A 22614-nucleotide genomic window follows, 5' to 3' on the forward strand; every position below is an offset into this window, starting at 1 on the left:
TTCTTGGATCACAGGTCGAGGGAGTCAAGCCACTCGTCAAATGACCGCTTGGAAATGCGTATGGCGTTACCAATTCGCACGATTTTGAAGTGCCCTTCTTTTACAAGGATATATGCGGAAGTTCTTCCGATGCCCAGAATTTGAGCAATATCGTCAACCGTATATGTCCTTCTTTCAGGGGTTTCTTTCTTCGTGCCGTTCCATGTTTGAGACATGAGAACCCCCTTTCAGTTATGAAAAGAAACAGCACGAATATGTGTGGGTAATATAACTTCCACCATTATTTTACCGTGCTGTTCCGTGTTTGTCTGCTGCTAATTGAAAAGTTTACGATCTATCCATAAACTTTCAAAAAAGAAAAGTAGGCTTACGGACGGCTGCTGGCACAGCTCCACGGGAGTCTAACCCCGGCCCATGCTGATGGGTGCGGCGCACAATGCTTTGTGGGCGTTCAATGCGCGAGTATCATTATCCTGCCTGCATATCATCGCCCACAGGCTGCCACACCTGTTTTACGGCCCGGTTTTGTCGCTCTCCTGTTTAGCAGGGGTCCCGTCCTGCGGACTTGCAACAGGGTCATGGCGCACCGGCCGACCGGCTCCACACAGGCAGATCGTATCCGTCTGCCTTATGCTGCGCCGGAGGCCTCCCGCCGGGCTTTCTTTGTCAAGGAGCTATAACGGGACGCCGCGTGGAAAGGGGAACACGCAGCGCCCGGTCCTGGATCAGCTCAGGTCAAAATCCAGAATGGAAATAATCAGCTTTGCTTCCAGCCGACCGCGCAGATCTTCGTCCACCTGGGGACGGGGATAGCCGTCAGGGCCATAGCTCGTCCGTGTAGACAGCGCGGCAATGTAGCCGGAGTAATGCCGGACTACCCGGTTCACCGCTTCGGGGTCGCCTCCGACAGCGGCGGCGATCACCGGGTAAGGGATCAGCGATGCCCGCGTGCACGCAGATTTAGTCATCCGCTTCACCTCCCATCAGCTCTGTCAGCAGCCGATAGGCTTTATGCCTGCGGGTATTGACCGTCCGGCGGGGCATGTTTATGTACCTGGCGATCTGTGCGTCGGTCATCCGCAGGAACCAGTGCATCATAAAGATTTCCCGGTCCTCCTGGGACAGCCCCAGAAGCGCCTCGGCCAGCCCGTCGTCCTCGATCAGGATCACGGCCCCTCCCACAGGGAAGGTCGTGTATTCCCACGGGTAGCGGTCATATACCGCAAGCTGGGCCATTTCTGCCTCGGACAGTTCTTCCAAAGATGTGAAACGCTTCTGGTGCCGGCTGATCTGGCGATAGCCGTTGCACGCCTCGCATTTCAGCACCTTCTTGCAGTAGCTGTCAAAGGCGTACTGCTTGTGCTCGTAGTGGCGGTCAGGTTTCAAGTTCTCACCTCCCTTCGTGCCGGGAGGCAGGTCATTTCTTCCCCTTTCGCCCACTACTCGTCCACTGGAGGCCTCTTTTGGCTGGCTTGCCTGGGAAAACTTCAAAAAAATATTTTTACCGCTCATAATTGGCTCCTTTCGTTTCGTTCGGGGTGACAGGCCAGAACGAAACGGGGCGGGGAGCGGCAGCCCACGCCCAGGCGCTCAAAGAAACGGGTTTTGTGAGATATGAGCCACAGTATATAAAAAGCGAGCCATAACTCACTTTCATGAGCATGGCTCGCTGCTGCGTTATTGGAATATTTTTCGTAGTGGCATGGGTGTCCGCCGTACAAACGGTAAACCCCGCCTTATTTTGACCTCCTTTGTGTTGGCGCTCTCATCCATATCCCCCTTTACTCCGAAATATGAGTTATAACTCACTTTGCATGAGCTGTATGGTTATTTATATGAGCGGAAGTACACCCTACAATGATGTAGAGGTGATGTGTAGTGAACAATCCGCTGGATCTATTTGCATGGAAGGTGCGGTCAGAACGGAAGCGCCAGCATCTGACGCAGAAGCAGTTAGCTGAACGCCTCGGTATGAACCCCCGCACGATCATAGATTTGGAGACCTGCCAGAGTAATCCGAAATTTGAAACGGTGGTCCTTGTCGCCAAAGAACTGAATATCAGCGTGGACGCCGCCATCTTCCCGGAAATGGTAAATCAGACAGTCTCGAAAACAGTTGTGGACTTCTTTGCCGGGAAAAGCGAAGCAGAGATCGAAAAATTTATCGCGCTCTGCAAACAGGCGGAAGCCTTCCAGAAAGACGAGTAACGCGGTCGGGTTCGATGTGCCCGGCCGCGTTACTGTTTCACCCGTTTGCTATGCGGGCAGTTTATTATTCTTTTGTTTTGTAAGCATTTTTCGGATGCTCGAAGGACTCCTGGCTGATGACATGCTCCATCCGGCAGGCGTCCTGTTCCGCCGTTTCACGGTCAACACCGGCAGCGATGAGCTGCTCTGTGAAGAATTGATGGCGTTCATAGATTATTTTCGCCACTTCCTGGCCTATGTCGGTCAGGTGGAGAAATCCATCCTCGTCCATCGTCAGAAAACCACCGTCCCGCAGGACGCTTACTGCATGACTGATACTCGGTTTTGAAAAGCCCATGTGTCGGTTCAATCAACAGAGCGAACCATGCCTTTTTCTTTTTGCAGCATCAGCACAGCCTCTAAATAGTCCTCGCCGACGCATGAATCTTCATTCTATCACCCACTCACATAATCCCAGCATTTGCAAACTGCTTGTTGTAAACCTTTTTTGCAATAACTCCGACAATTATTGAGATAACTACGGTTGCGGCAATAGCAAGAACCATAAACCACGGAGAAGTCAAGGTTGATAATATCTCAGCATAATTTGCAGACATTTCTTCGGATGCCTCTGAAATGGCATAGTCAGAGAATACCCATACATACAACGGAGAACCGATATTGCTTAACGAAAGCAGGATATAACTCATCACGATACCTTTGTAATTCTTATATCCGGCCCATTTCCGAATGATTTCCGCTAAAATAGAACAAACAATCAAGCTCCCAAGCAACAGATTCGCAAGCTCCCCAAAAGCCACGAAAGCGATTGCTACAAATAGGTTCATAATGAGAACCACGCCTGCTTTCGGCACTTTTGCCATAACATACATATATGGAATCCATGCCACGAGAGCAATTAAAGCTGTTACAAACAGATAGAGCAATGGGTGTATGCCGCCCATAATCGTAGCTGCCAAAACCACAGCAAAGTAAATAACGGAAAATACGATTGTCAGACCTAAATCTTTTAACTTCCAGTGTTGTTCCATAAGATTTCCTTTCTATTTTCCTTGCTGTAATTCAATAAGGTGTGCATATAGACCGCCCTTTTTCATCAGTTCAGCAGGTGTACCCATCTCACTGACCTTGCCGTCGTCCAGAACCACGATCTTATCAGCATTTGCCACTGTCCTCATGCGATGGGCAATCACCATGACCGTCTTATCCTTCAGCAGTACCGACAAGGCATCCTGTATCAGTGTTTCACTCTCGGCATCCATAGAAGCAGTTGCTTCATCAAGCAGGACAATGGGAGCATTTTTCAACAGGGCGCGGGCAATCGAAATGCGCTGACGCTCGCCACCGGACAGGGTGCTGCCGTTTTCCCCGATGTTCGTCTGATACCCTTGAGGGAGGCGCTGGATAAATTCCTCGCATTGGGCAGCTCTGGCCGCAGCCATAACTTCCTCATCAGTAGCATCGCCCCGTCCCAGCCGGATATTCTCCATGACAGTCTCATCAAAGAGCATGACATCCTGGAACACAATGGCATAGTTCTTGAACAGCGTTTCCGGTTCTACTGTTTTGACATCCACGCCGCCCAGGGTAATGGTTCCGGAGTCCGCATCCCAAAAACGGGCCGCCAGTTTAGAGGCGGTGGACTTGCCGCTGCCGGACGGACCTACCAGTGCCGTGACCTCACCTTGTTTTGCCACAAAGGACACGCCCTTCAAAACCGGCTCCTCATTGTAGGAGAACACTACATTCTTAAACTCAATGTCGTAGCCCTTGTTATTGCAGACATTGGTGCCGGTCTGCTCCGGGGTCGCATCGATCTGCTTCATCCGCTTGACGCTGACAAGGGCAGAGAACACTTCTGCCATCAGCATGAAGCAACTGGTGAAGGGGTCGTAAATGCGTCCGGCAAAAAGCAGGAACAGAATGAACATGGGGATGGACAACGAGCCGGCCGTTACGAGAATACCACCCACCAGCATGACTGCCACAAGGCCAAACCGAAGGATAAATTGAGCCGTGGTCGTAGCAGCACCGGGAGCGATCTCGTTGCGGAAGGAACACTTCACCACATAATCCAGCTTCTTTTCCAGACCCTCCAGATATTCTTCTTCACGGGAGCAGGACTTCAGCTCCTGGATGGTATCAAGGTATTCCTGCACACCGTCATAGGCAGCTCTCTTGGCATCCATGTTGGCGCTTTCGGCATTGGACTGGGCTTTCTTTGCCGCAAAGACTACCAAGGCTGCCACAGGCACCGGCACTACGATGCAAAGGCCCATCCGCCAGTCAAGCACCAGCAGGCCGATAGCCGTTATCATAAACATGAAAATCGTTCCGAAGAGCTGCGGGATCGCATTGGAAAATACGCGCTCCAGAGCCGTACAGTCCCCCATGATAGTGGTGGTCAGGTCAGAAAGATCGCGCTGGCCAAAGAAGGACAGCGGAAGTTTCCGCAGTTTCTCCGCCAGGACAATCCGGCGGTTGGCACTTTCCTTATACGCCACAGTATAAGTTTTGTTGTACTGGAGCCATTGGGTCAGAAACACAATGATAAACATGACCACAGTGCCGCAAATAAACAAGGCCGCATGATCCCGCATACTGCTTTCCTGCCCGGAAATCACATTCAGCAGTTCCCATATCACCATGACCAGCAGGCTGACCGGGGCAATCAGGCACAGATTGCTGAGCGTAGTGGCTGCAATTCCTTTATTCAAATCTCTTGATCCCTGATCGCTCAGGGCAAACATCCGTTTCAGCATACTTTCACCTCATTCCCGATGTGCCACTTGGTAGTCTTTGTGTAGTTGCTCCACATTTTGGCGTACTCACCGCCCTGCTTCACCAGTGCGTCATGGGTTCCGCTTTCCACCAATTCACCCTGCTTCATTACCAGAATGAGGTCAGCGTCCTGGATGGTGGAGAGCCGGTGTGCGATCATAATGACCGTCTTGCCCTTGACCAGCCCTTCAAAGGCTTTCTGGATCTGCTGCTCGTTCTCCGGGTCAGCGTAGGCGGTGGCCTCATCTAAGACCACGATGGGGGCGTCTTTCAAAATGGCGCGAGCAATCGCAATGCGCTGTGTTTCGCCGCCGGAAAGATACACACCTTTACTGCCCACCACGGTATCGAGGCCATCTGGAAACTTCTCCAGAATATCATCACACTGGGCCAGATGCGCCGCCTGCAAGACTTCCTCCCGTGTGGCGGAAGGTCTGCCTGCCCGGATATTTTCCAGAAGGGTGTCCTTGAACAATTTGGGGTCCTGGAATACAAAGGCAACCATCTTCATCAAGTCAGCATGAGGAATTTCCCGAATGTCCACACCGCCGATCTCGACTGCCCCCTGCTGCACATCGTAGAAGCGGGGGATCAGGCTGGCCGTTGTGCTTTTTCCGGAGCCGGAATGCCCGACCAATGCGGTAGTTGTTCCAGCCTTGGCCGTGAAGCTCAAATGGGATACCGCCGGATGGTCCGTATTTTCGTATGCGAAGGTCACATTCTCAAAGGACACATCATAAGTCTTGGGATGTTTGGGTGCAGAAGTCTCCACCTGCGGCTGGGCAGTCAGAATCATGTCGATGCGGCGCATGGACTCCTCCGCCTGCATTTTGTAGCTGGTCATATACATGATCTTGTTAAGCATAACTGCACAAGCAGGAGAGAAGATCACATAGAACAGAAAACTTTGCATAAATCCGATCAGGTCGTTGGAAACAAACCCGATAATAAGCGCCGTAGGTACCAGCACCAGGAAGCTGGAATTGATGACTGAGTTAAACGCCACCATTCCCTTTTTGCAGGACATCGTGTAAGCCAGAGCAAACTTCCGGTAGGATTTGATGGCGTCGTTAAACTTGGTGATAGATTGCACTGTCTGTCCGAACACCTTGACTACCGAAATGCCCCGGATGTACTCCACCGCCTCATGGTTCATCGTTTCCAAAGAGTCCTGGTAGGTCTGCATGAATTTCATGCTGTCCTTCCCCATGAGGGACCCCTGTAAGAAGAAACCGATGCCAAAGAGCAGCAGGAGAGGGATACCTACACGCCAGTCAAAGACCAGCATCAGCACCAAACTCACGATCATCGTGACCTGTGCGCCCACCAGGTCGGGAAGTTGGTGAGCGATGAAAGTCTCGGTCTGAAAACTGTTATCGTCGATGATCTTCCGCAGTTTTCCGCTGGGATTGGCGTCAAAGTATCCCATAGGCATTTTTGCGAGATGTTTCAGTGCCACCATTTTCAGGTTTTTCTCTGTGTGGAACGCTACGACATGGGAGCAGAGCAATGCTGAGAAATAAAGGAGCAGACCAATCAGCTCCAGCCCCAGAGCAAGCAGGCCCCAGCGAACAAGACTGTTCGTGTCTAACGGCGTCCCGGCAAATACGCCCACCAAGTCACGCGCTGCAAAGTAAACGCAGAGGAACGGTCCAAGGATAAAGACCGAACTGATGCCGGATAGAATGCGGGAAACGGTGAGTAGCCCACGATGCTTTCCTGTGAACTCCATCAACCGCTTAATCCCGCCGGATTTTTGTTTCATGGATACAAGACCTCCTTATCAATTCTTTGATTAGTTATTGCTAACCTCTTGATTTAAGTGTACTGCTTTCGCTTGGCATCGTCTACGACCTATCAGGTATGTTATGCTCCAATCGGGCCAAGTGAAAGGAGCAGGCCCATTTAATCGGCCTGCTCCTTTTGTCAGTTAATTTGAATGGCTCAATTCAGATGGATATTCTGAACGGAAGTAAAGCTGGCATCGGTGGGGAAGGTATAGCTTGCTACCGCATCGCTGTAAATGGCAAGCTGCCGGGTATAGATCAGCGGCGTAGTCAGGCACTGGTCTGCCATAGTAGTCAGGATGGTGTTGTAAATTTCCTGAATACGGGCCTCATCAGTAGCAGAGTCCAGTTCGTCTACCAGTGCCGCCAGCTCCGGCTGGGACGCCCCAATCTGCATGAGGATGGGGTCCATAGAGGTAGACGGGTTGATGTTGGTAATGACCATAGCCGGGTCATAGTAGCCACCCTGGGTCTTGAAGATGGTCAGGCCATAGTCACCGCTCTGGATCATGGCATACCAGTCCATCATTTGTGCGGATTGCGGGGTCAGCTCAATGCCGATCTTGCTGGCCTGGTCACAAATGTAGACAACCATATTGTCATCGGAGGCGGTGCCGGTTTGATACAGGAAAGCGGCGGACAGTTTGACTCCATCCTTCTCACGAATGCCATCGCCATCGGTATCTACATAGCCAGCCTCATCCAAGATTTGATTGGCATGATCCAGATCAAAGCCGTACACTGTCTGCTCTACATCACAGTAGGGCAGGTCACGAGAAAAGAAGGTATCTGCCTTGTCGAACAGGCCACCGTAGATGTTGTCTACTACGGCATCCTTATCAATGGCGGAAGAAATGGCCTCACGAACCACCTGGTCGCCAAAAATCTCACTGCTCAGGTTATAGCCCACATAGTAAGTCTGCAAAGACTTTTCATCGACTTGAGCGCCATATCCATCCGTCTGCTCCATCTGAGCATAGCTCTCGGCAGAGACATTCTTAATACCGGAGAGGAAGTCCACCTCACCATTCTTCATGGCTAAAATTTTGGCATCGTTGTCGGGGATGTACTTGATAGAGAAGCTATCTACTTCAGGTGCTTCTCCCCAGTAATTGGGATTGCGGACGAAGTTCCATGTCTGCCCGTCATTGTCCCCAGCGTACATATAGGGGCCGGTTCCATAAGTGGCGCTGCGGAAACTCTCCTGCTTGGCAGTCAGATCCTCATTGAACTGCTCGCTGGATACGATGCCGAAGGGGTTAGCAAGGCACAGTTCCCGGAGGGTGTTGTAGTAGGGCTGGGTCAGGTGCAGCTCCACCGTGTACTCATCGGTGGCTACCGCATCCTCAATGATCGTGGACAGGCGGCCATAGGAGCCGTTGTACTGGCCCAGGTTGACCGGAACAGCCAAAATAGACTTTGCCACATCCTCGGCGGTCAGGTCAGAGCCATCGGAGAACTTGACGCCCTGCTTGATCTGGAAGGTATAGGTTTTTCCATCCTCGCTCATGGACCAATCTTCGGCCAGCACACCCACGACCTCGCCCTTGGAATTGTACTCAAACAGGGTGTCATAGAAGCTGGTGAGATAGTAGGTAATGTCGTAACTGGAGGAGGATACCTCTGGGGTGAGGATGGTGTAAAAATACTCAAAGCCCCAGCTCTCCGCCAAGTTCAGATGTACGGCCTGAGCCTCGGCGTTCTCCTTCGGGTTCTGGCTGCTCTCTGTGTTGGTGCCGGTGTTGCCTCCGCAGGCGGCCAGAGATACCGCCATGACCGCCGCCGTGAGCATAGCGGCAATTCGTTTCAGTTTCATTTCAAATCAATCCTTTCTTTCGTTTTATCATTCCAGTCTGTTGAAGTGTTCACTAAACCGCTTGCCTCCAAGAGCATCCTGCTGTATGGATCGTGAAATACAGAATAATCACCGGAGAACGCGGCACGCTCTACCAGATTAGAATTTCGCATGACAAAAATCTCGTCCGCCACGACCACTGCCAACTCCATGTCGTGGGTTATGAAAATCAGCGTAAAACCAAGCTGCTGTTGCAGGTCTATAATTTCATCAATGATTTTCTTCCGCAGCGGTAAGTCAAATCCATTGGTGGCCTCGTCGAAGATCAGGCATTGCGGCTCAGCGGCCAGTGCCCTGGCGATTGCCACCCGCTTTTGTTCTCCGCCGGACAGTTCTGATGGAAGACGGGTATAGTAGTCCCGTGATAGATTGCAAAGCTCCATCAAGTTCCGGCAGCGTTCCCGCCGTTTCTCTTTCTCCATGTGGAAAAAGCAATGCAGCGGTTCCTCTATGGATTTCCCCACCGGGATCTTGGGGTCCAGGGCAGATGCGGAGTTCTGCTGAATAATCTGCACCTTCCTGAAATGTTCTTTCCCGGCTCGTTTCCGCCCATAGACAGGTGCGCCATCTACAAACACGGAACCGCCGCTTGGCCGCTGCAATCCCGCGATCATCCGCGCCAGCGTTGTTTTGCCCGAACCGGACTCTCCAACGATTGCATACCGGCCTCCATCACTGAAATGGGCGCTCAATGGGGACACAGCAGTAAACAGTCCTTTTCCGCCAAAGCCGTCAGAAAAAGAACAACTAACCTCTTTCAGTTCAATCAAGACATCTCCCTCCTTTCCAACCGGCAGGCGTTCAACAGATATTTTGTATAGTCCTCTTTAGGGGTGTTTAGTATCTGCTCTGTCTTGCCCTGTTCGACAATCTGTCCGCGATCCATCACAAGGATGCGGTCAGAAACCGAGGCAGAGCGCAGGTCATGGGTCACGAACAGCACAGACATTCCATCTTTACAGAAACTTTTCAGTTCCCGCATCAGCCCGATCCGGTTGCAGGCATCAATGGCCGTGGTCGCTTCATCCGCTACTAAAAGGGCGGGCTGGCACATCAGCGCCGCCGCGATCATCAGCCGCTGGAGCATTCCGCCAGACAGTGTGAAGGGATAACTGTTCAAAATCCGCTGGGTATCTTCCAGCCCCAGCTTCTGCAAAATGGCGGCAAACAGGCGCTGCATTTCCTGCCTCGGCGTTTTTCCATGATGGAGCAAATAGGTCTTTTCCATCTGGCGCCCTACTCGGATGGATGGGTTAAAGGCGGTCATGGGGTTCTGCATAATCAGGCAGATTTCTTTCCCATAGATGGTCTGTCGCTTTCGTTCCGGCAGGTCGAGCAAATCTTCTCCTTGGAACAGGATTTCGCCATCAGCGCGGTAAGTGTTCCCCAGCAGTCCCATAATTGCTTTGCAGATAGTGGTCTTTCCCGCGCCGGAACTGCCAACGATGGAGAGCATTTCTCCCTGGCCTAACCGAAATGATATATGTTCAGCTACGCTTTTCTCGGAAGTTAAAGAGATATTCAGATCTTTGACCTCAAGCAACACAAATATCATCCTCCTTCCCAATGGCATCCCGCAGGCCCTCGCCCAGCAGGTTGAAGCCCGCGCAGCAGACGATAAGGCAGATGCCCGGATAAATCAGGAGCGCAGGGTTTGAGTAGACACTGTTTCGGGCCTCATTGAGCATCGCACCCCATTCCGGGGTTCCGGCGATCAGCCCCACGCCCAAGAAAGCAAAACTGGACACCGACATGATCGCTGTTGCAATCCCAGTGGTGAAGTACACCACAAACTGCGGGAACACATTTGGGATCAGGTGGCGAAGCACAATGCGAAGGCCAGAGGCACCGGCGATCCGGGCCGCCTCAATGTATTCCTTTCCGCACTCAGTCTTTGCATAGGAGCGTACCATCCGCAGAAACCACGCTAACATAGAAATCCCGATGGCAATAATGACACTTGCCACAGAATTATCCACCGCCGACACCAACGCCATCGCAATGACGATGAGTGGAAAGGCCATAAGGATGTCGCAAAGTATCCGCATGACTTCATCCAGCAAGCCGCCTTTATAACTGGAATAGCATCCCACGAACAGCGCGAAGGCGGCCAGTACGATCAGTACCGGAATGGTCAGCCCCATAGAGTACCTTGCTCCATAGAGAAGTCTTGATAATTCGCAACGGCCCATTTGGTCACAGCCAAGTGGATACTCCGCAGAAAGCGGAGCGTTCTTCAGCGCAAGGTTTGTGGCATTCGGATCATTGGGAGCCAACACCGGGGCCGCCAGTGCCATAAGAATAAAAATCAGGATCAGAGCCAGCCCAATAATAATTTGCCCTTTTCGTTTCATACCGCTTTCCTCCTATACGCAGGGCAGATAGCACTCGAAAGCAAATCTGCCAGGGTGTTGAACAGGACGAACAACACGCCGCACACCAGGATGGAACCGGAAATCCCATAGATGTCCATACTCTCGCAGGAATCCATCAGGTAAATGCCAAGTCCCTGGATGGAGAAAACGCTCTCTACCAGTGCCGAAGTCCCAAAAAGAGCAGCACAGTATTGGGCGAAAAGTGTGATGGCTGCGGGGAGGGCATTTCGTAGCACCTCGCCATAAACGATTTGTGCATTAGAAAACCCTCTTGCTCTGGCATAGGTCACATAGTCACTTTTGAGTTCATTCAGCACTGCCGCCCGCAGCACCCTGGCCGCAATACAGATAATAGGGAACGCCATTGCTGCCGATGGCAAAATCAAAGATTTGAAACTGCCGTCCGAGATCACACTGAAAATGGGAATTTGAACCGCAAAGGCGGTCAGCAGGATCAGCGCCAGCCAAAAGCTCGGCACACAGATCCCAATGATGCAGATAATCCGCATGACATTATCGAAAATCCCGCCTTTTCGTATGACAGAGATGGCGGCTATCAATACCGTGAAGATGATGACCCAAGCCATTGCCATAACTACCAGCATACAAGTCACAGGGAGGGCGTCCTTGATATTTTCGATGACCGGCTGGCGGTTCGTGATCGCGGTTCCAAGGTCGCCGGTCAGAACACCCTTGATGTAGTCTGCATAGCGTTCCAGAAAAGGAGCGTCCAGTCCCAACTCCTCTCGCACCGCCTGGATCTGTTCCTCTGTTGCAAAGACATTGACCTTACGGACAATCATCTCTGCCGGATCGGTCCCAGTAAAAACTTGCAGGCAGAAGCTGAGTGTAACGACGCCCCAAATAACAAAAATAAAATTGATGATGCGTTTGGTAATTCTTTTTGCGGTTCCTCCCGCAATCCGCATAGTACATCCCTCCAAACTTTAGTTAGCCTACTCTAACCAGTGGTCAAAAAAAGCAGCCGCGGTTCAGCGGCTGCTCCACAGCATACTCACCATTGGCACATCAATAATGATAGCATACCAGAGTGGTACATTCTATAACCGAATAGGTCGGATTTTGCTCCAATCAGGTCAGCAGTATTTGTGTCGATACGCCTGCGGCGTTACACCCATAACGGATTTGAAAGCGGCAGAAAATTTACTTTGATTTTCATATCCCGCCACACTTCCAATCTCTCCGATGCTCAAAGCCGACTCCGAAACCAACAATTCAGCAGCGGCCTCCATGCGTTTCGTCTTGATAAAGGTGCCAATGGATGCCCCGGCAATAGATTTGAAACATCTTTTCAAGCTGGACTCTGCCAGTCCGAACATGCAGGCCAGATCCTGAATGGTATCTTTGGTAAAGGGATTTTCTATAATGTACTGGTAAACCTCCTGTGTCCGTTTGGAGATGTCCGCAGAAAACTGCTGCGGTCGACAAACTGCGCTGCCATCCAGGAGACTTAAAAACAGCAGCAATTCGATGACCTTGATCCAAAAGTACGGAACCTGGATACGCTCGTCCACCGAGTAAAGCTCGCTGAAAATATGGTCGATTTCGTGCTTAGATTTGATGATAAGGGAACATCCATCTGAACACAGGCGTTCTTTTATCTGTTCCAAACTGATATGAGCTTGTTGAAAGCCCTGATCCAAGGTTTGCTGCGCGGTTTCCATTTCCAGCAGTACGGTGATGCCTCGGTATTTTTTCAGAGGGATACGGGAGCCAAGGAACACCTGTCTATCTTTGGAGAGGTAATCCACGCAAAGATCGCCTTCGCCTAAAAAGCTGACTGAGCCACCTTCCAGTTCACATTCATAGCAGCCCTCAAGACAATGATTGATCTGCAAAAAGTCTTTTTCAAATCGGATGGGGCGGAAACAGGAGTCCATTTTCAAATCGTTATAGGTAATTTGAATGCCAGGAGCCACCTCAAAACGCCGCATCGTTCCTTCGCCTGACTCGTTTCCTTCATGCAGTATTCTTTTTTCTGTTTCTGCTCCTACTCCTGTTTTGTATATATTATGAAATGCCCCTGTTTCTTTTGTCATATCGAACATTGTATTCCTCCTAAGTCCACTTGGTTTCCGAGTTTGTTGTAACTAATTATATCTTCTTTTGCATCAAAATTCAATTCACCTCTTTGCCATTTTCAAGCCTCCGAATTGTAGTATTAGTAGAGGGGAAAAACGAGGGAAGGGTTACGGTAGCAAGCACAGCAAGCGAGTACCCGCTTGCGAATTTTGAGATTTTCAGGTCCCTTGCCCGAAAATTCAAAATTGCTTGTTGGGATAATCCCAAACCCTTATGAAGAACGGAGGCGGCGCATGGCGAACCGAAAGCGGAATATCCAAATGAAATTCTATGTTACGGAGGATGAAAAACGGCTCATAGACGAAAAAATGAGCCAGTTACCCACACGCAGATATGGTGCCTACCTCCGTAAGATGGCGATTGACGGGTATATCATCTATACGGACACCGCAGATATCAAGGCATTTACCAAAGAGCTTTCCGCCATCGGGCGGAACATCAACCAGATCGCCAAGCGGATCAACGCCGGAGGTCCTGCGTATCAGGCCGACATGGACGAGATACGGGAAAGGCTGGACGAGATATGGCAGTTACAAAGACACATCCTATCAAGTCAACGCTGAAAGCAGCCATTGACTATATCTGCAACCCGGAAAAGACGGACGGAAAGCTGCTTGTTTCTTCCTATGGCTGTGCCGCCGAAACTGCGGATATCGAATTTGCCTGGACCCGCCGCCATGCCATCGACAAGGGAACGAACCTGGGCCGCCATCTGATCCAAGCCTTTCAGCCTGGGGAGGTCACGCCGGAACAGGCCCATGAGATCGGCATGGAGCTCGCAAAAGAAATCCTGGGCGGCAAGTATGAGTTTGTCCTTACCACCCACATAGACAAAGATCATGTTCATAACCACCTGATTTTCAATGCGGTCAGCTTTGCGGATCACAAGCATTATCATTCCAACAAGCGGAGTTATCACTATATCCGCCGTACCTCCGACCGGCTTTGCAAGGAACACGGTCTGTCTGTCATCATCCCAGGACAGGACAAGGGCAAGAGCTATATTGAACATCAGGCTACGCAGAACGGCACCAGCTATAAGGCAAAGCTGAAAGCGGCCATCGACCGGCTCCTGCCAGCCTGTTCCAACCTGGAAGAACTGCTTTGCCGCCTGCAGAGGGAAGGTTATGAGATCAAGCGCGGCAAGTATATCTCCGCCAGAGCGCCGGATCAGGAACGATTCACCCGTCTGAAAACCCTGGGTGCAGACTACACCGAAGAAGCCCTTGCTGCCCGGATCGCCGGACGCACCAGACCTTCCCGCCAGCCGAAACAGCAGGACGGAAAGATCAGCCTGCTCATTGATATTCAGAACAACATCAAGGCGCAGCAGAGTGCAGGCTTCACCCATTGGGCGAAGCTGAACAATCTGAAACAGGCCGCCAAGACCATGAATTTCCTGACCGAACACGGGATAAGCAGTTATGGAGAACTGGAAAGCAAATTGACCGCAATATCCGCACGCAGGGATACCGCTCATGCAGAGATCAAGCGGATAGAAAGCAGAAGTGCCGAACTTGCCCTTGTGATGAAGCATGCCGGCACTTACCGTCAGCTAAAGCCGCTTTATGACCGATACCGTAAATCGAATGATAAAGAAAAGTTCCTGCGGGGGCATGAGAGCGAGATCATCCTTTTTGAAGCGGCCGCCAGAGAATTGAAACGGCTGGGGGCTGTACCGCTGCCGACAACAGAAAGCATGAAAACGGAGCTTGCCAATCTCAGCGCAGAAAAGGAACGCCTTCTTGCGGAGTACAAAACCGCAAGAACCGAAGCCCAGGAATACGAGACCGTCAAGCAAAATGTGGATGCACTGCTGGCCGTTCCAAAGGAACAGGAACAACAGCGGCGGCATGAACTTGAATAAATTTCTTTGAAAGACGCTGGGCGCAGCTCCCGGCATCCTGTATAATGGAACTGCGGAAGGAGGTTTTACCGATGACAAGAAGCGAAGCAATCAAAGCATTATTCTTCAAAAGTGTACTGCCCGTGACCGTAGCACTGATCCTGTATTGTATCTTCAAATCCGCCTGCATGAAGAACGGAGAGCTTGACTATGTATGGCTCTGGATACTCTGCGGGCTGCCGTTTGGCCTCCATCGGATGTGCCTCTGGATCGTGCCGGGCGGCGGCTCCCTGGGTGGAGGGATCGCCCTGTTTGCATTGAACTTCATTATCGGTGGTGTGATCGGTGGTTTCATTCTGGCATGGCGGTTGATCGTGGCGGTGTGGTATGTGCCGCTGACGGTGTACCGGCTGATCGTTGGATGATTTTCTTGCGTCATGGAAATATGGAAAACTGCCGCTCGTGCCGATGGAAAAGCCATTCACAACCTGATGGAAAAAGACAAGCCTTTTCCCACAGGCCTGCAAACAGCTTTCCCACAGCCTCGCAATTCTGGCAGTTTACGCACATTCCCACAACGCCTACTACGGCGAAATTTGCTTCTTTTATAGAAATAGAACCCCTTTCATGTTAAAATTAGAATACATACTCTAAGGAGGTTGAAGCGCATGGACGAAAATAATTCCATCCAGCTTTTTGAAGATAGAAAAATACGCACCGCATGGGATGAAGAACAGGAAGAATGGTATTTCTCTGTTGTGGATGTTATTGCTGTCTTGACAGATAGCTCTAATCCAACAGACTACCTCAAAAAAATGCGTAAGCGTGATGAACAGCTTGCAAGCTACCTGGGGACAAATTGTCCCCAGGTAGCAATGATGGGTGCAACAGGCAAAAAGCGTAAAGTGTTGGCGGCAACGGCTGAACAGGTTTTACGCATTATTCAGTCCATCCCATCACCTAAGGCTGAACCATTCAAACTCTGGCTTGCGCAGGTCGGCCGTGAACGCATCGAAGAAACGATTGACCCGGAACAGGCAATCGACCGTGCATTAGAGACCTATCAAAAAAAGGGATATGATACAGACTGGATTCATCAGCGACTTCTTTCTATCCGTGTCCGTAATGAGCTTACCGCGGAATGGCAGGAGCGCGGCGTACAGCAAGGCAAAGAGTATGCGATTCTCACAGATGAGATCACGAAAGCCTGGTCCGGCATGACTACTCGGCAATATAAGAAGCTGAAAGGTCTGAAAAAAGAAAACCTTCGTGATAATATGAGCACGATGGAAATTGTTCTGAATATGCTGGCAGAGGCAACAACCACAGAACTGTCAAAAGCACATCAGCCGGAAGGATTTTCTGAAAGTCAGAAGATTGCCCGTCGTGGCGGCAGCTATGCCGGTCAGGTTCGACAGGATATCGAAAAGGATACCGGGCGTCCGGTCATCACATCACAGAACGCCGCACAGCTTAATGCCGTAGTCGTTGACATGATAGAAAGTGTAGCGGAAACGGAAAAGCCTGATAATGACGAAAACAAATAAAAAAGCGGGAGTACAGCCGATCGGACGAACCGAAAAGCTGTACTCCCGTTTTGCGTGACAGAAAGTGTTTGAAATCAAGCCTTTTCTTCATGTGCCAGCAAGCAGACCGACATATGAGAAATCATAAAGGCTCTCTTTGAAAGTACGGATACAGGAAATTATTCTGCGTTTTTCGCCCCCTTATCCTCACAGATTTTAGATCGTTTGGAACTGTAATGCGGACAAGCGACCAGACACGCCCGGAAACTCTGCTTGCAGCCGTGAACACATTTTTTGCAGATATGGTTATACTGCCGCCTGCCGTTCTCGCCCAGGAAGAGCGCCCATTCCAGCCGCCACTTCTTGCTTCGGCTCATAGGCAGTCATGCTCCGGCACATCACGGCCGGACTTCTTGCCCTCCGGGGGCTTATGCTCGGCACATTCCCGTTTGGCGTCCTCCAATCGTTCACGGATGGAGGGCTTCTCCGGCGTTGTCCGATCTGCGTACTCCTGGGCTTTTTCCAATTCTTCGCCGCGTCTGCCGTTGTTGATAACGCCGTCGATCATGCCGTAGTCATCCTCCAGCGTCATTTCAGCGGTGCGGAGAGGATTGTCCTTTTCCGGCTGTTCCGCTGCCACGGCAAAGGCCCGTGTGCCATTTCCCATGATAAGATACTTTCCATCATCGGAAATATGGTGGACACCGTAACCGGCTGCCTCCATCTGCTCCCGGCTCATGGCTGTCACCTGAAAGCTGCCCCTCGGTGTCTGCACACGTTCGCCAGTTTCAAAACGGTCTGGCAGATAAGCGAGGTCTTGCTTCTCTGCCGGGACAGGGAGAACAACGATATTGCCATTGATCTGCATAAATCGTTCCGGCGTTTTGAACTGTTCCGTGTATTTCTGGATCAGTTCCGGGGACAGGGATGCAAAATCTTCCTCACCAAGTCCAACCACCAGGAAAGTTCCTGCTACAATATCATAAATTTCTCCGTTTTCATCCCGCAGTCCACGGTTCAGTTCAAGCCCTATGAGCTTTCCTTCATCATTGCAGACCAGCGCCACCGGGTCAGAATAGGGATAGGTTGCCCCAATATCACCGCCAACCTCTGCCTGCAGGGAATGAAGGTCGGAGTTGATCTCCTTCACATAGGGTTCCTTCATAGGCTCCACTACAAGCACAGTCATCTTTTCCGAGGCAGCCCTCTCCGCAGCGGACAGCATTTCATCCGCATGGGACTTGTCCGGGTCGTCCAAAGCGGCCTTGACCTCCGCCGGGTCAAAATCAAGAAATTCCTCATAGCCCGTGGCGTCCTTGAACTTTTCAATCTCCGAAGGAAGATAGTCCTCTTGCGTCTGCCCCAGCGCCGCCAGCTTTTCATCCAGAGCGGAAATGCGCCCGGCCATCAGGCTTTCGTAAATTTCTTCCTTTGCGGCGTGTGCCTCCGGGTGCTCCGCCGCATACTGTGGATCGTTCTGACGGAAAAATTCGTCCATGTCAAAGGCAATATCCATAGCCCACTCGGATTTTTCTTCTTCGGGAAGATCGTCCTGGAAGGTCATCACCCGGTACTCGTCGGGGATACTGCCGCGCTCACCGTCGTAATACTCATGGAAACTGTCACCCGTATCACGCACATAGCCCTGATCCGTGAAGGTGCCGTTTTCCTCCAACGCAACGTCCCGGCCGTAGGCCTCATAGTCGATGTAATTCTGCAAATGCTCTGGCACCTGCATAACGTCCAGTTCTTCGATGTAATAGCGGCCCAGATCGTCATAGTCATGGATATCGGGGTAAACCTCATAGCAATCCAGATTCTCGGTGAGGTTGATGATCTCCTGCAGGCTGCCGCAATGGTCGCCCATTTCCATACCGGCCTGAAACTGTGCGTATTCGCTTTCGCTCATTTCATCCAGCTTCGACGCCAGATAATTCAGCTCGTCCAGACTTTCGTATTCGCCCAGCTTGCTGTAAAGACCGTCCACATAGCAATCATAGTCCGTGATGAACCATTCCTCATAGGGCTGGCCGAAGTCATCCTTCTGGCCGATCCCGATCCGCTTAAACACTTCTTTCAGTTCCTCGGCGGTGGTGGGAAACTTCACCCACTCGCCCACAAGCTCGCCCTCATTGTACTTTCCAAGATTGGTGATAAAGGCGGCAAAGGGATAATCCTTGTCGTGATCGTAATATGGCATATCAGCACCTCCTTACAGTTCCGGCGCAGACTTTTCCTTGTGGGGCTGCGCCTTGTTTTTCTCCGCACATTCCTTCTTGCCCTGTTCCAGCCGTTCCCGGATGGAAGGCTTTTTCTCCGGCTCCGCAGGGCGTTCATGATTCCACTCGTCGCCGGAGAGAAAAATATATCCGTGTTCCGTAAAATGGCCCTGTTCCTCCTGCATGGCATACTTGCCAAAAGGAACAGGGTCGATCGCTTTCAGAAGTTCTGGGGGCAGCAGCATATCCATGTGCTGTGTCAGATACCGCCAGCCCAGATCATTCAGATTGTGGATGTTGGGCTCAAATACGAAATAGTCAATGTTGTCCGCAAACTCCTTAAACTGCTCTGGTGTTGTCAGCTGGAAGGGCGAGGTCTGCACCGCCGCCAGCACCTCCCGGTCCTCCGGGGAGAGGGCAGCCACCGCCGCCCTCACTTCGGGTAAATGTTCCAAAGTCTTATTTTCTGCCATTGACACCTTCCTTTCTTTTCGGAAATTCCAGTTTGAAATTGATGTACTTGCCGCCCGTGTCATCCAGGATCACCGCAGCGTCATAAGTGGCCTGTTTCTTTTCAGACCACATTCCCTTGACATTGGTACGACCCTTTTTCAGAAGGTCCGTTGCCATCTTCTTTGTCAGTTCCTTCTTGCGGCTCGTCCAGAAGCGGTCATTTTTCCAGAGGACGAAACCGCAGGACCGATCTGAACACGCAAAGTTATTCTTGCCCTCATAGACCGGCTGACCGCAGCGGGGGCAGGTGCCGATCACTTCCTTCTCCGGGGCAAACAGCTTTTTGCCATCCTCGGAAATGCAGGAATAGGTGGACACGATCTCTTGAACCATCGTGCGGATACCATCCATGAAGGTATCCGGGTCAGCGCCGCCTTTTGCGATCTCCGTCAATTTCTGTTCCCATTCCGCTGTCAGCATGGGAGAGGTCAGCGGCTCCGGCAGGACCGTGACAAGGTTGATACCTGCTTTTGTGGGGATCAGGTTTTTGCCCTTGCGCTCCACGAATCCGGCTGTCACCAGCTTTTCGATGATTGCCGCCCTGGTCGCAGGCGTGCCAAGTCCTTTTCGCTCCGCCTCATCGGGAATATCACCCTTGCCTGCGTTCTCCATAGCGGACAGGAGGGTATCTTCGGTATAGGGCTTCGGCGGCTGGGTGAAATGCTCGGTGACAGAAACCTCCGCACCGTCAAAAGTCTGCCCTTCGGTGAAGTTCGGGAGCGTATCGCCGTCCCCATCCGCAGGCTTTTCCTTCAAGAAGGCACGGAAAATGCGGTCAATCTCCCGCCAGCCTTCGGAGAGGATGCGCTTGCCCTTTGCGGTGAAGGAATAGCCGCCGCAGTCGAAAGTTACCGTGACTGCCTCATACACATACGGCTCCGCTGATGCACACAGCAGCTTGCAGCAGACCAAGAGAAACAAATTGCGCTCGCCCAGGGGCAGCCCCTTGATATCTGCCTTTTCAATCTCCATCGTGGGGATAATGGCGTGGTGGTCGGATACATCCTTATCGGAGATCATGGTCTCCACCAGCGGGAAGAAATTGCTGATCCCGTCAAAGGGCGGCACGTTCGCCGCCAGATGGATGACGCAGGAGGCTGTTTCCGCCATATCTGAGGTCAGATACCGGCTGTCCGTGCGGGGATAGGTCAGCAGCTTCTTTTCGTAAAGGCTTTGTGCGTAGTCAAGGGTCTGCTTCGCCGTGTATCCGTACAGGCGGTTTGCCTCCCGCTGCAAGGTGGTGAGATCATAGAGCTTCGGCGGCTGTTCTTTTTTCTGCTCTTTCGTGACAGAGGTACAGGTGATGGCCGCACCCTTGCACATGGCCGCTGCCTGTTCCGCCTCTGCCAGATCGGTGAATTTCTCCGACACTGCTTCGGCTCCGTCCAGCACCAAGCGCAGCAGATGATATTTTTCCTTGTGAAACAGCGTGATCTTCGCGTCACGCTCCGCCAGCATTGCCAGTGTGGGGGTCTGAACACGGCCCACATTCAAGGTGCGGTGATAGAGAACGGAGAAAAGGCGCGTGGCGTTGATCCCCACCATCCAATCCGCTTTCTGGCGGCAGAGGGCAGATTGATACAGGGCTTCATAATCGGCGCCGGGGCGCAGGTCAGAAAAGCCCTCCCGGATAGCGCTGTCCTCCATCGAGGAAATCCAGAGGCGAAGGACCGGCTTGCGGCAGCCGGTCATTTCATACACCAGACGGAAGATCAGTTCCCCTTCACGCCCGGCATCACAGGCATTGACGATGGTATCCACATCGGGGCGGTCCATCAGGGCGCAGAGATTTTCAAAAGCGTCCTCCTTGCCTGGTGCCAGCACATAGCGGAACGGCTCCGGCAGAATGGGAAGATCGTCATAGCGCCATTTCTTGAAACGCTCGTCATAGCCGCCCGCATCCATCGGGGATACCAGGTGCCCAACGCACCAGGATACAAGAAGGCCGCTGCCCTCATAAAAGCCATCGGCCCTGGATGAAGCACCCAGGGCCGATGCGATAGATTTTGCCACACTCGGTTTTTCTGCAATAATCAGTTTACTCATTCTTTTCCTCCGTTTCCTCGTCCTCGGTCAGATATTCTTCTTCATCCTCCAGGTCGAAATCATCCAGATCAGCGGGAACTTTCTTGCCCTGCTTCGGTTTCAGCACCAGGAAATAGACTGCCGCGCCGCCTCCGGCTGCAAGGATCAGCAGCACCGCCAGGATCGCCCCGGTATTGCTTTTCTTTTCAGGCTTCGGATTCTCCGGCTCGGTGGGCTCCGCAGCTTTCTGCTCTGTACCAACACATTCACTGAGGTTTTTTACGCAGACCGGGCAAGCGGTATTGACCGCACCGGCCTGGCACTTTTCCGTACAGGTGCAGACAATAGGTGTTTCCGCCTTTTCTCCATCCTCCGTGAGCGCCATGAGATCGGCTTCATCCACCTGGTTCAGAAAATGCACGGTTTCCTCGCCCTCGTCGTCACGGTCGATAATGAGATAGAACGCATTGCCGTTCTTCGTTTCTACTGTGATAAACTGCTTGCCGCTGGCAGTAGGGCTGCCGATATCGTCGATCAGCGACAGGTTCCCGTCCGGCGTCAAAGCGGCACCGCCATTCAGACCGCTGCCCAGCATCCCCAGCAGATTTTCCAGCGTTTCCGCGTCCAGAGAGAAAGAACCTTCCCCGGAACCAGCCTCGCCGTCACTTACCGTCATGTAGCCGGAATAGACATAGCCGATTTTCTCCGGCAGGATGACCTTCAGCCAGTCGCCGTCCGTGCCGATCACCTTCACGGTCGTTCCGTTGGGAAGCTGGGTGAAGGCGGTGTAGTCCATTCCCGCACCCGTGCGGACATTCAGATTGCCGCCGCCCGTGGTGACGGTGCCGGTCTGCTCAGAGTCATTTTCGCTGGAACTGAACTGGATACCATCCTCGGTGACGGATACCGTGACCTGGCTGCCTGCCAGAGCGGAAAGCAGATCAGAGACATCCCCGGCCGTTTCCTGTTCAGCCATGGACTCCGTGCTTTCCTCACCGCCGCTGGCAAAGGCGGTGACAGAAAAAGCGGCAGTGCTGAGCACCACCGCCAAAAGAGCCGATACCATTTTTGTCATAAAGTTATGCTTCATCCTCGTATCCCTCCGTTTCCTCATTCTCGGTGTTGCCCTCCTGCAGCATACCTTCCGGCAGGGAGATCATACCGCTGGCATAGGCTTTCAGGAAGGCGGTCAGTTCCTTGTTATCCATCTTCACGGCTTTCACCATGCGGACGATTTCCAGATTTTCTTCCTCCGCAAGCTGGGCCTCCAGCGCACGAAGGCGTTTCTGCTGCTCCGCGATCTTTTCTTTGGTTTTCGCAATGTCATTGCGGATCTTCTGTGTCGTTGCCATAAATCAAATTACCTCCATATCGTT

At 51.9% G+C, this 22614-nt stretch carries 22 protein-coding genes and 3 pseudogenes; 5 read left to right on the plus strand and 20 right to left on the minus strand.

Features of this window, described 5'->3' with window-relative positions; genetic code table 11:
- Positions 1-8: 8 nt before the first annotated feature.
- The 3 genes from BQ5364_RS01185 to BQ5364_RS01195 all read right to left on the minus strand — a co-directional run bounded on the left by BQ5364_RS01185 (position 9) and on the right by BQ5364_RS01195 (position 1512).
- On the minus strand, positions 9-215 hold the full coding sequence (locus BQ5364_RS01185; protein WP_005541444.1) for a helix-turn-helix domain-containing protein: 207 nt from the start codon (positions 213-215) through the stop codon (positions 9-11).
- Positions 216-725: 510 nt separating this feature from the next.
- Complete coding sequence (locus BQ5364_RS01190; protein WP_008817058.1) at positions 726-968, minus strand: helix-turn-helix domain-containing protein; 243 nt, start codon at positions 966-968, stop codon at positions 726-728.
- Positions 961-1512: a sigma-70 family RNA polymerase sigma factor gene (locus tag BQ5364_RS01195; protein WP_071143464.1), complete on the minus strand. Its 552-nt coding sequence runs from the start codon at positions 1510-1512 to the stop codon at positions 961-963. The genes BQ5364_RS01190 and BQ5364_RS01195 overlap by 8 nt, the downstream gene beginning before the upstream one ends.
- 366 nt (positions 1513-1878) lie before the next feature.
- Between BQ5364_RS01195 and BQ5364_RS01200 the strand changes: the two genes are divergently transcribed.
- Entirely contained in the window at positions 1879-2208 is a 330-nt protein-coding gene (locus BQ5364_RS01200; RefSeq protein WP_021661500.1) for a helix-turn-helix domain-containing protein, read from the plus strand.
- 64 nt (positions 2209-2272) lie between these two features.
- On the opposite strand, the pseudogene BQ5364_RS01205 reads toward BQ5364_RS01200, so the two are convergent.
- The 10 genes and pseudogenes from BQ5364_RS01205 to BQ5364_RS01250 all read right to left on the minus strand — a co-directional run bounded on the left by BQ5364_RS01205 (position 2273) and on the right by BQ5364_RS01250 (position 13075).
- Positions 2273-2639 (minus strand): annotated as a pseudogene (locus BQ5364_RS01205) (metal-dependent transcriptional regulator).
- Between the two features lie 12 nt (positions 2640-2651).
- Entirely contained in the window at positions 2652-3239 is a 588-nt protein-coding gene (locus BQ5364_RS01210) for an MptD family putative ECF transporter S component (protein WP_015564603.1), read from the minus strand.
- A gap of 12 nt (positions 3240-3251) precedes the next feature.
- Positions 3252-4970 (minus strand): ABC transporter ATP-binding protein, encoded by a 1719-nt coding sequence (locus tag BQ5364_RS01215; protein ID WP_071143465.1) that lies wholly within the window; start codon positions 4968-4970, stop codon positions 3252-3254.
- Complete coding sequence (locus BQ5364_RS01220) at positions 4964-6754, minus strand: ABC transporter ATP-binding protein (RefSeq protein ID WP_071143466.1); 1791 nt, start codon at positions 6752-6754, stop codon at positions 4964-4966. Before BQ5364_RS01220 ends, BQ5364_RS01215 begins: the two co-directional genes overlap by 7 nt.
- A 179-nt stretch (positions 6755-6933) precedes the next feature.
- Positions 6934-8592 carry a nickel ABC transporter substrate-binding protein gene (locus BQ5364_RS01225; protein WP_071143467.1) on the minus strand — a complete coding sequence of 553 codons (1659 nt, stop codon included), beginning with the start codon at positions 8590-8592 and terminating at the stop codon, positions 6934-6936.
- On the minus strand, positions 8589-9401 hold the full coding sequence (locus BQ5364_RS01230; RefSeq protein WP_008817066.1) for an ABC transporter ATP-binding protein: 813 nt from the start codon (positions 9399-9401) through the stop codon (positions 8589-8591). Before BQ5364_RS01230 ends, BQ5364_RS01225 begins: the two co-directional genes overlap by 4 nt.
- Positions 9398-10186: an ABC transporter ATP-binding protein gene (locus BQ5364_RS01235; protein WP_331462996.1), complete on the minus strand. Its 789-nt coding sequence runs from the start codon at positions 10184-10186 to the stop codon at positions 9398-9400. The genes BQ5364_RS01230 and BQ5364_RS01235 overlap by 4 nt, the downstream gene beginning before the upstream one ends.
- On the minus strand, positions 10167-10985 hold the full coding sequence (locus tag BQ5364_RS01240; protein WP_071143468.1) for an ABC transporter permease: 819 nt from the start codon (positions 10983-10985) through the stop codon (positions 10167-10169). Before BQ5364_RS01240 ends, BQ5364_RS01235 begins: the two co-directional genes overlap by 20 nt.
- A complete protein-coding gene (locus BQ5364_RS01245; protein ID WP_008817069.1) occupies positions 10982-11935 on the minus strand; it encodes an ABC transporter permease in 954 nt (317 codons plus the stop codon). The genes BQ5364_RS01240 and BQ5364_RS01245 overlap by 4 nt, the downstream gene beginning before the upstream one ends.
- Before the next feature lie 168 nt (positions 11936-12103).
- Entirely contained in the window at positions 12104-13075 is a 972-nt protein-coding gene (locus BQ5364_RS01250; RefSeq protein WP_207646103.1) for a helix-turn-helix domain-containing protein, read from the minus strand.
- 267 nt (positions 13076-13342) lie between these two features.
- Here BQ5364_RS01250 and BQ5364_RS01255 point away from each other — a divergent pair, with 267 nt between their 5' ends.
- From BQ5364_RS01255 to BQ5364_RS01270, 4 genes are all read left to right on the plus strand, one after another.
- Complete coding sequence (locus BQ5364_RS01255) at positions 13343-13672, plus strand: MobC family plasmid mobilization relaxosome protein (protein WP_071143469.1); 330 nt, start codon at positions 13343-13345, stop codon at positions 13670-13672.
- On the plus strand, positions 13633-14976 hold the full coding sequence (locus BQ5364_RS01260; RefSeq protein ID WP_071143470.1) for a relaxase/mobilization nuclease domain-containing protein: 1344 nt from the start codon (positions 13633-13635) through the stop codon (positions 14974-14976). Before BQ5364_RS01255 ends, BQ5364_RS01260 begins: the two co-directional genes overlap by 40 nt.
- Positions 14977-15047: 71 nt before the next feature.
- Entirely contained in the window at positions 15048-15380 is a 333-nt protein-coding gene (locus BQ5364_RS01265; RefSeq protein WP_016300374.1) for a DUF6050 family protein, read from the plus strand.
- Positions 15381-15623: 243 nt separating this feature from the next.
- Entirely contained in the window at positions 15624-16502 is an 879-nt protein-coding gene (locus BQ5364_RS01270) for a BRO-N domain-containing protein (RefSeq protein ID WP_071143471.1), read from the plus strand.
- Between the two features lie 158 nt (positions 16503-16660).
- Here the strand turns inward: BQ5364_RS01270 and BQ5364_RS17230 are convergent, their stop codons facing one another.
- From BQ5364_RS17230 to BQ5364_RS01295, 7 genes and pseudogenes are all read right to left on the minus strand, one after another.
- Positions 16661-16858, minus strand: a complete 198-nt coding sequence (locus BQ5364_RS17230) for a hypothetical protein (protein WP_083382605.1) — start codon at positions 16856-16858, stop codon at positions 16661-16663.
- Positions 16855-17283 (minus strand): annotated as a pseudogene (locus BQ5364_RS18970) (DUF4316 domain-containing protein); the annotation flags it as partial. The pseudogene BQ5364_RS18970 and the gene BQ5364_RS17230, both read right to left, overlap by 4 nt.
- Before the next feature lie 93 nt (positions 17284-17376).
- Positions 17377-18681, minus strand: a pseudogene (locus BQ5364_RS01275) (antirestriction protein ArdA); the annotation flags it as partial.
- Positions 18682-18693: 12 nt separating this feature from the next.
- A complete protein-coding gene (locus BQ5364_RS01280) occupies positions 18694-19173 on the minus strand; it encodes a hypothetical protein (protein WP_071143473.1) in 480 nt (159 codons plus the stop codon).
- Complete coding sequence (locus tag BQ5364_RS01285) at positions 19160-21259, minus strand: type IA DNA topoisomerase (RefSeq protein WP_071143474.1); 2100 nt, start codon at positions 21257-21259, stop codon at positions 19160-19162. The genes BQ5364_RS01280 and BQ5364_RS01285 overlap by 14 nt, the downstream gene beginning before the upstream one ends.
- On the minus strand, positions 21252-22328 hold the full coding sequence (locus BQ5364_RS01290) for a CD1107 family mobile element protein (protein WP_071143475.1): 1077 nt from the start codon (positions 22326-22328) through the stop codon (positions 21252-21254). Before BQ5364_RS01290 ends, BQ5364_RS01285 begins: the two co-directional genes overlap by 8 nt.
- Positions 22318-22590: a DUF4315 family protein gene (locus BQ5364_RS01295; RefSeq protein WP_005541834.1), complete on the minus strand. Its 273-nt coding sequence runs from the start codon at positions 22588-22590 to the stop codon at positions 22318-22320. Before BQ5364_RS01295 ends, BQ5364_RS01290 begins: the two co-directional genes overlap by 11 nt.
- Between the last annotated feature and the right edge of the window lie 24 nt (positions 22591-22614).

It is taken from the genome of Coprococcus phoceensis (assembly GCF_900104635.1).
GTDB lineage: Bacteria > Bacillota > Clostridia > Lachnospirales > Lachnospiraceae > Faecalimonas > Faecalimonas phoceensis.

Bases quoted from the DNA above. Each gene is read 5' to 3' on its own strand.
- BQ5364_RS01185 (WP_005541444.1), bottom strand. From the start codon at position 215: ATGTCTCAAACATGGAACGGCACGAAGAAAGAAACCCCTGAAAGAAGG.
- BQ5364_RS01190 (WP_008817058.1), bottom strand. From the start codon at position 968: ATGACTAAATCTGCGTGCACGCGGGCATCGCTGATCCCTTACCCGGTG.
- BQ5364_RS01195 (WP_071143464.1), bottom strand. From the start codon at position 1,512: ATGAGCGGTAAAAATATTTTTTTGAAGTTTTCCCAGGCAAGCCAGCCA.
- BQ5364_RS01210 (WP_015564603.1), bottom strand. From the start codon at position 3,239: ATGGAACAACACTGGAAGTTAAAAGATTTAGGTCTGACAATCGTATTT.
- BQ5364_RS01215 (WP_071143465.1), bottom strand. From the start codon at position 4,970: ATGCTGAAACGGATGTTTGCCCTGAGCGATCAGGGATCAAGAGATTTG.
- BQ5364_RS01220 (WP_071143466.1), bottom strand. From the start codon at position 6,754: ATGAAACAAAAATCCGGCGGGATTAAGCGGTTGATGGAGTTCACAGGA.
- BQ5364_RS01225 (WP_071143467.1), bottom strand. From the start codon at position 8,592: ATGAAACTGAAACGAATTGCCGCTATGCTCACGGCGGCGGTCATGGCG.
- BQ5364_RS01235 (WP_331462996.1), bottom strand. From the start codon at position 10,186: ATGATATTTGTGTTGCTTGAGGTCAAAGATCTGAATATCTCTTTAACT.
- BQ5364_RS01240 (WP_071143468.1), bottom strand. From the start codon at position 10,985: ATGAAACGAAAAGGGCAAATTATTATTGGGCTGGCTCTGATCCTGATT.
- BQ5364_RS01245 (WP_008817069.1), bottom strand. From the start codon at position 11,935: ATGCGGATTGCGGGAGGAACCGCAAAAAGAATTACCAAACGCATCATC.
- BQ5364_RS01250 (WP_207646103.1), bottom strand. From the start codon at position 13,075: ATGTTCGATATGACAAAAGAAACAGGGGCATTTCATAATATATACAAA.
- BQ5364_RS01255 (WP_071143469.1), top strand. From the start codon at position 13,343: ATGGCGAACCGAAAGCGGAATATCCAAATGAAATTCTATGTTACGGAG.
- BQ5364_RS01260 (WP_071143470.1), top strand. From the start codon at position 13,633: ATGGCAGTTACAAAGACACATCCTATCAAGTCAACGCTGAAAGCAGCC.
- BQ5364_RS01265 (WP_016300374.1), top strand. From the start codon at position 15,048: ATGACAAGAAGCGAAGCAATCAAAGCATTATTCTTCAAAAGTGTACTG.
- BQ5364_RS01270 (WP_071143471.1), top strand. From the start codon at position 15,624: ATGGACGAAAATAATTCCATCCAGCTTTTTGAAGATAGAAAAATACGC.
- BQ5364_RS17230 (WP_083382605.1), bottom strand. From the start codon at position 16,858: ATGAGCCGAAGCAAGAAGTGGCGGCTGGAATGGGCGCTCTTCCTGGGC.
- BQ5364_RS01280 (WP_071143473.1), bottom strand. From the start codon at position 19,173: ATGGCAGAAAATAAGACTTTGGAACATTTACCCGAAGTGAGGGCGGCG.
- BQ5364_RS01285 (WP_071143474.1), bottom strand. From the start codon at position 21,259: ATGAGTAAACTGATTATTGCAGAAAAACCGAGTGTGGCAAAATCTATC.
- BQ5364_RS01290 (WP_071143475.1), bottom strand. From the start codon at position 22,328: ATGAAGCATAACTTTATGACAAAAATGGTATCGGCTCTTTTGGCGGTG.
- BQ5364_RS01295 (WP_005541834.1), bottom strand. From the start codon at position 22,590: ATGGCAACGACACAGAAGATCCGCAATGACATTGCGAAAACCAAAGAA.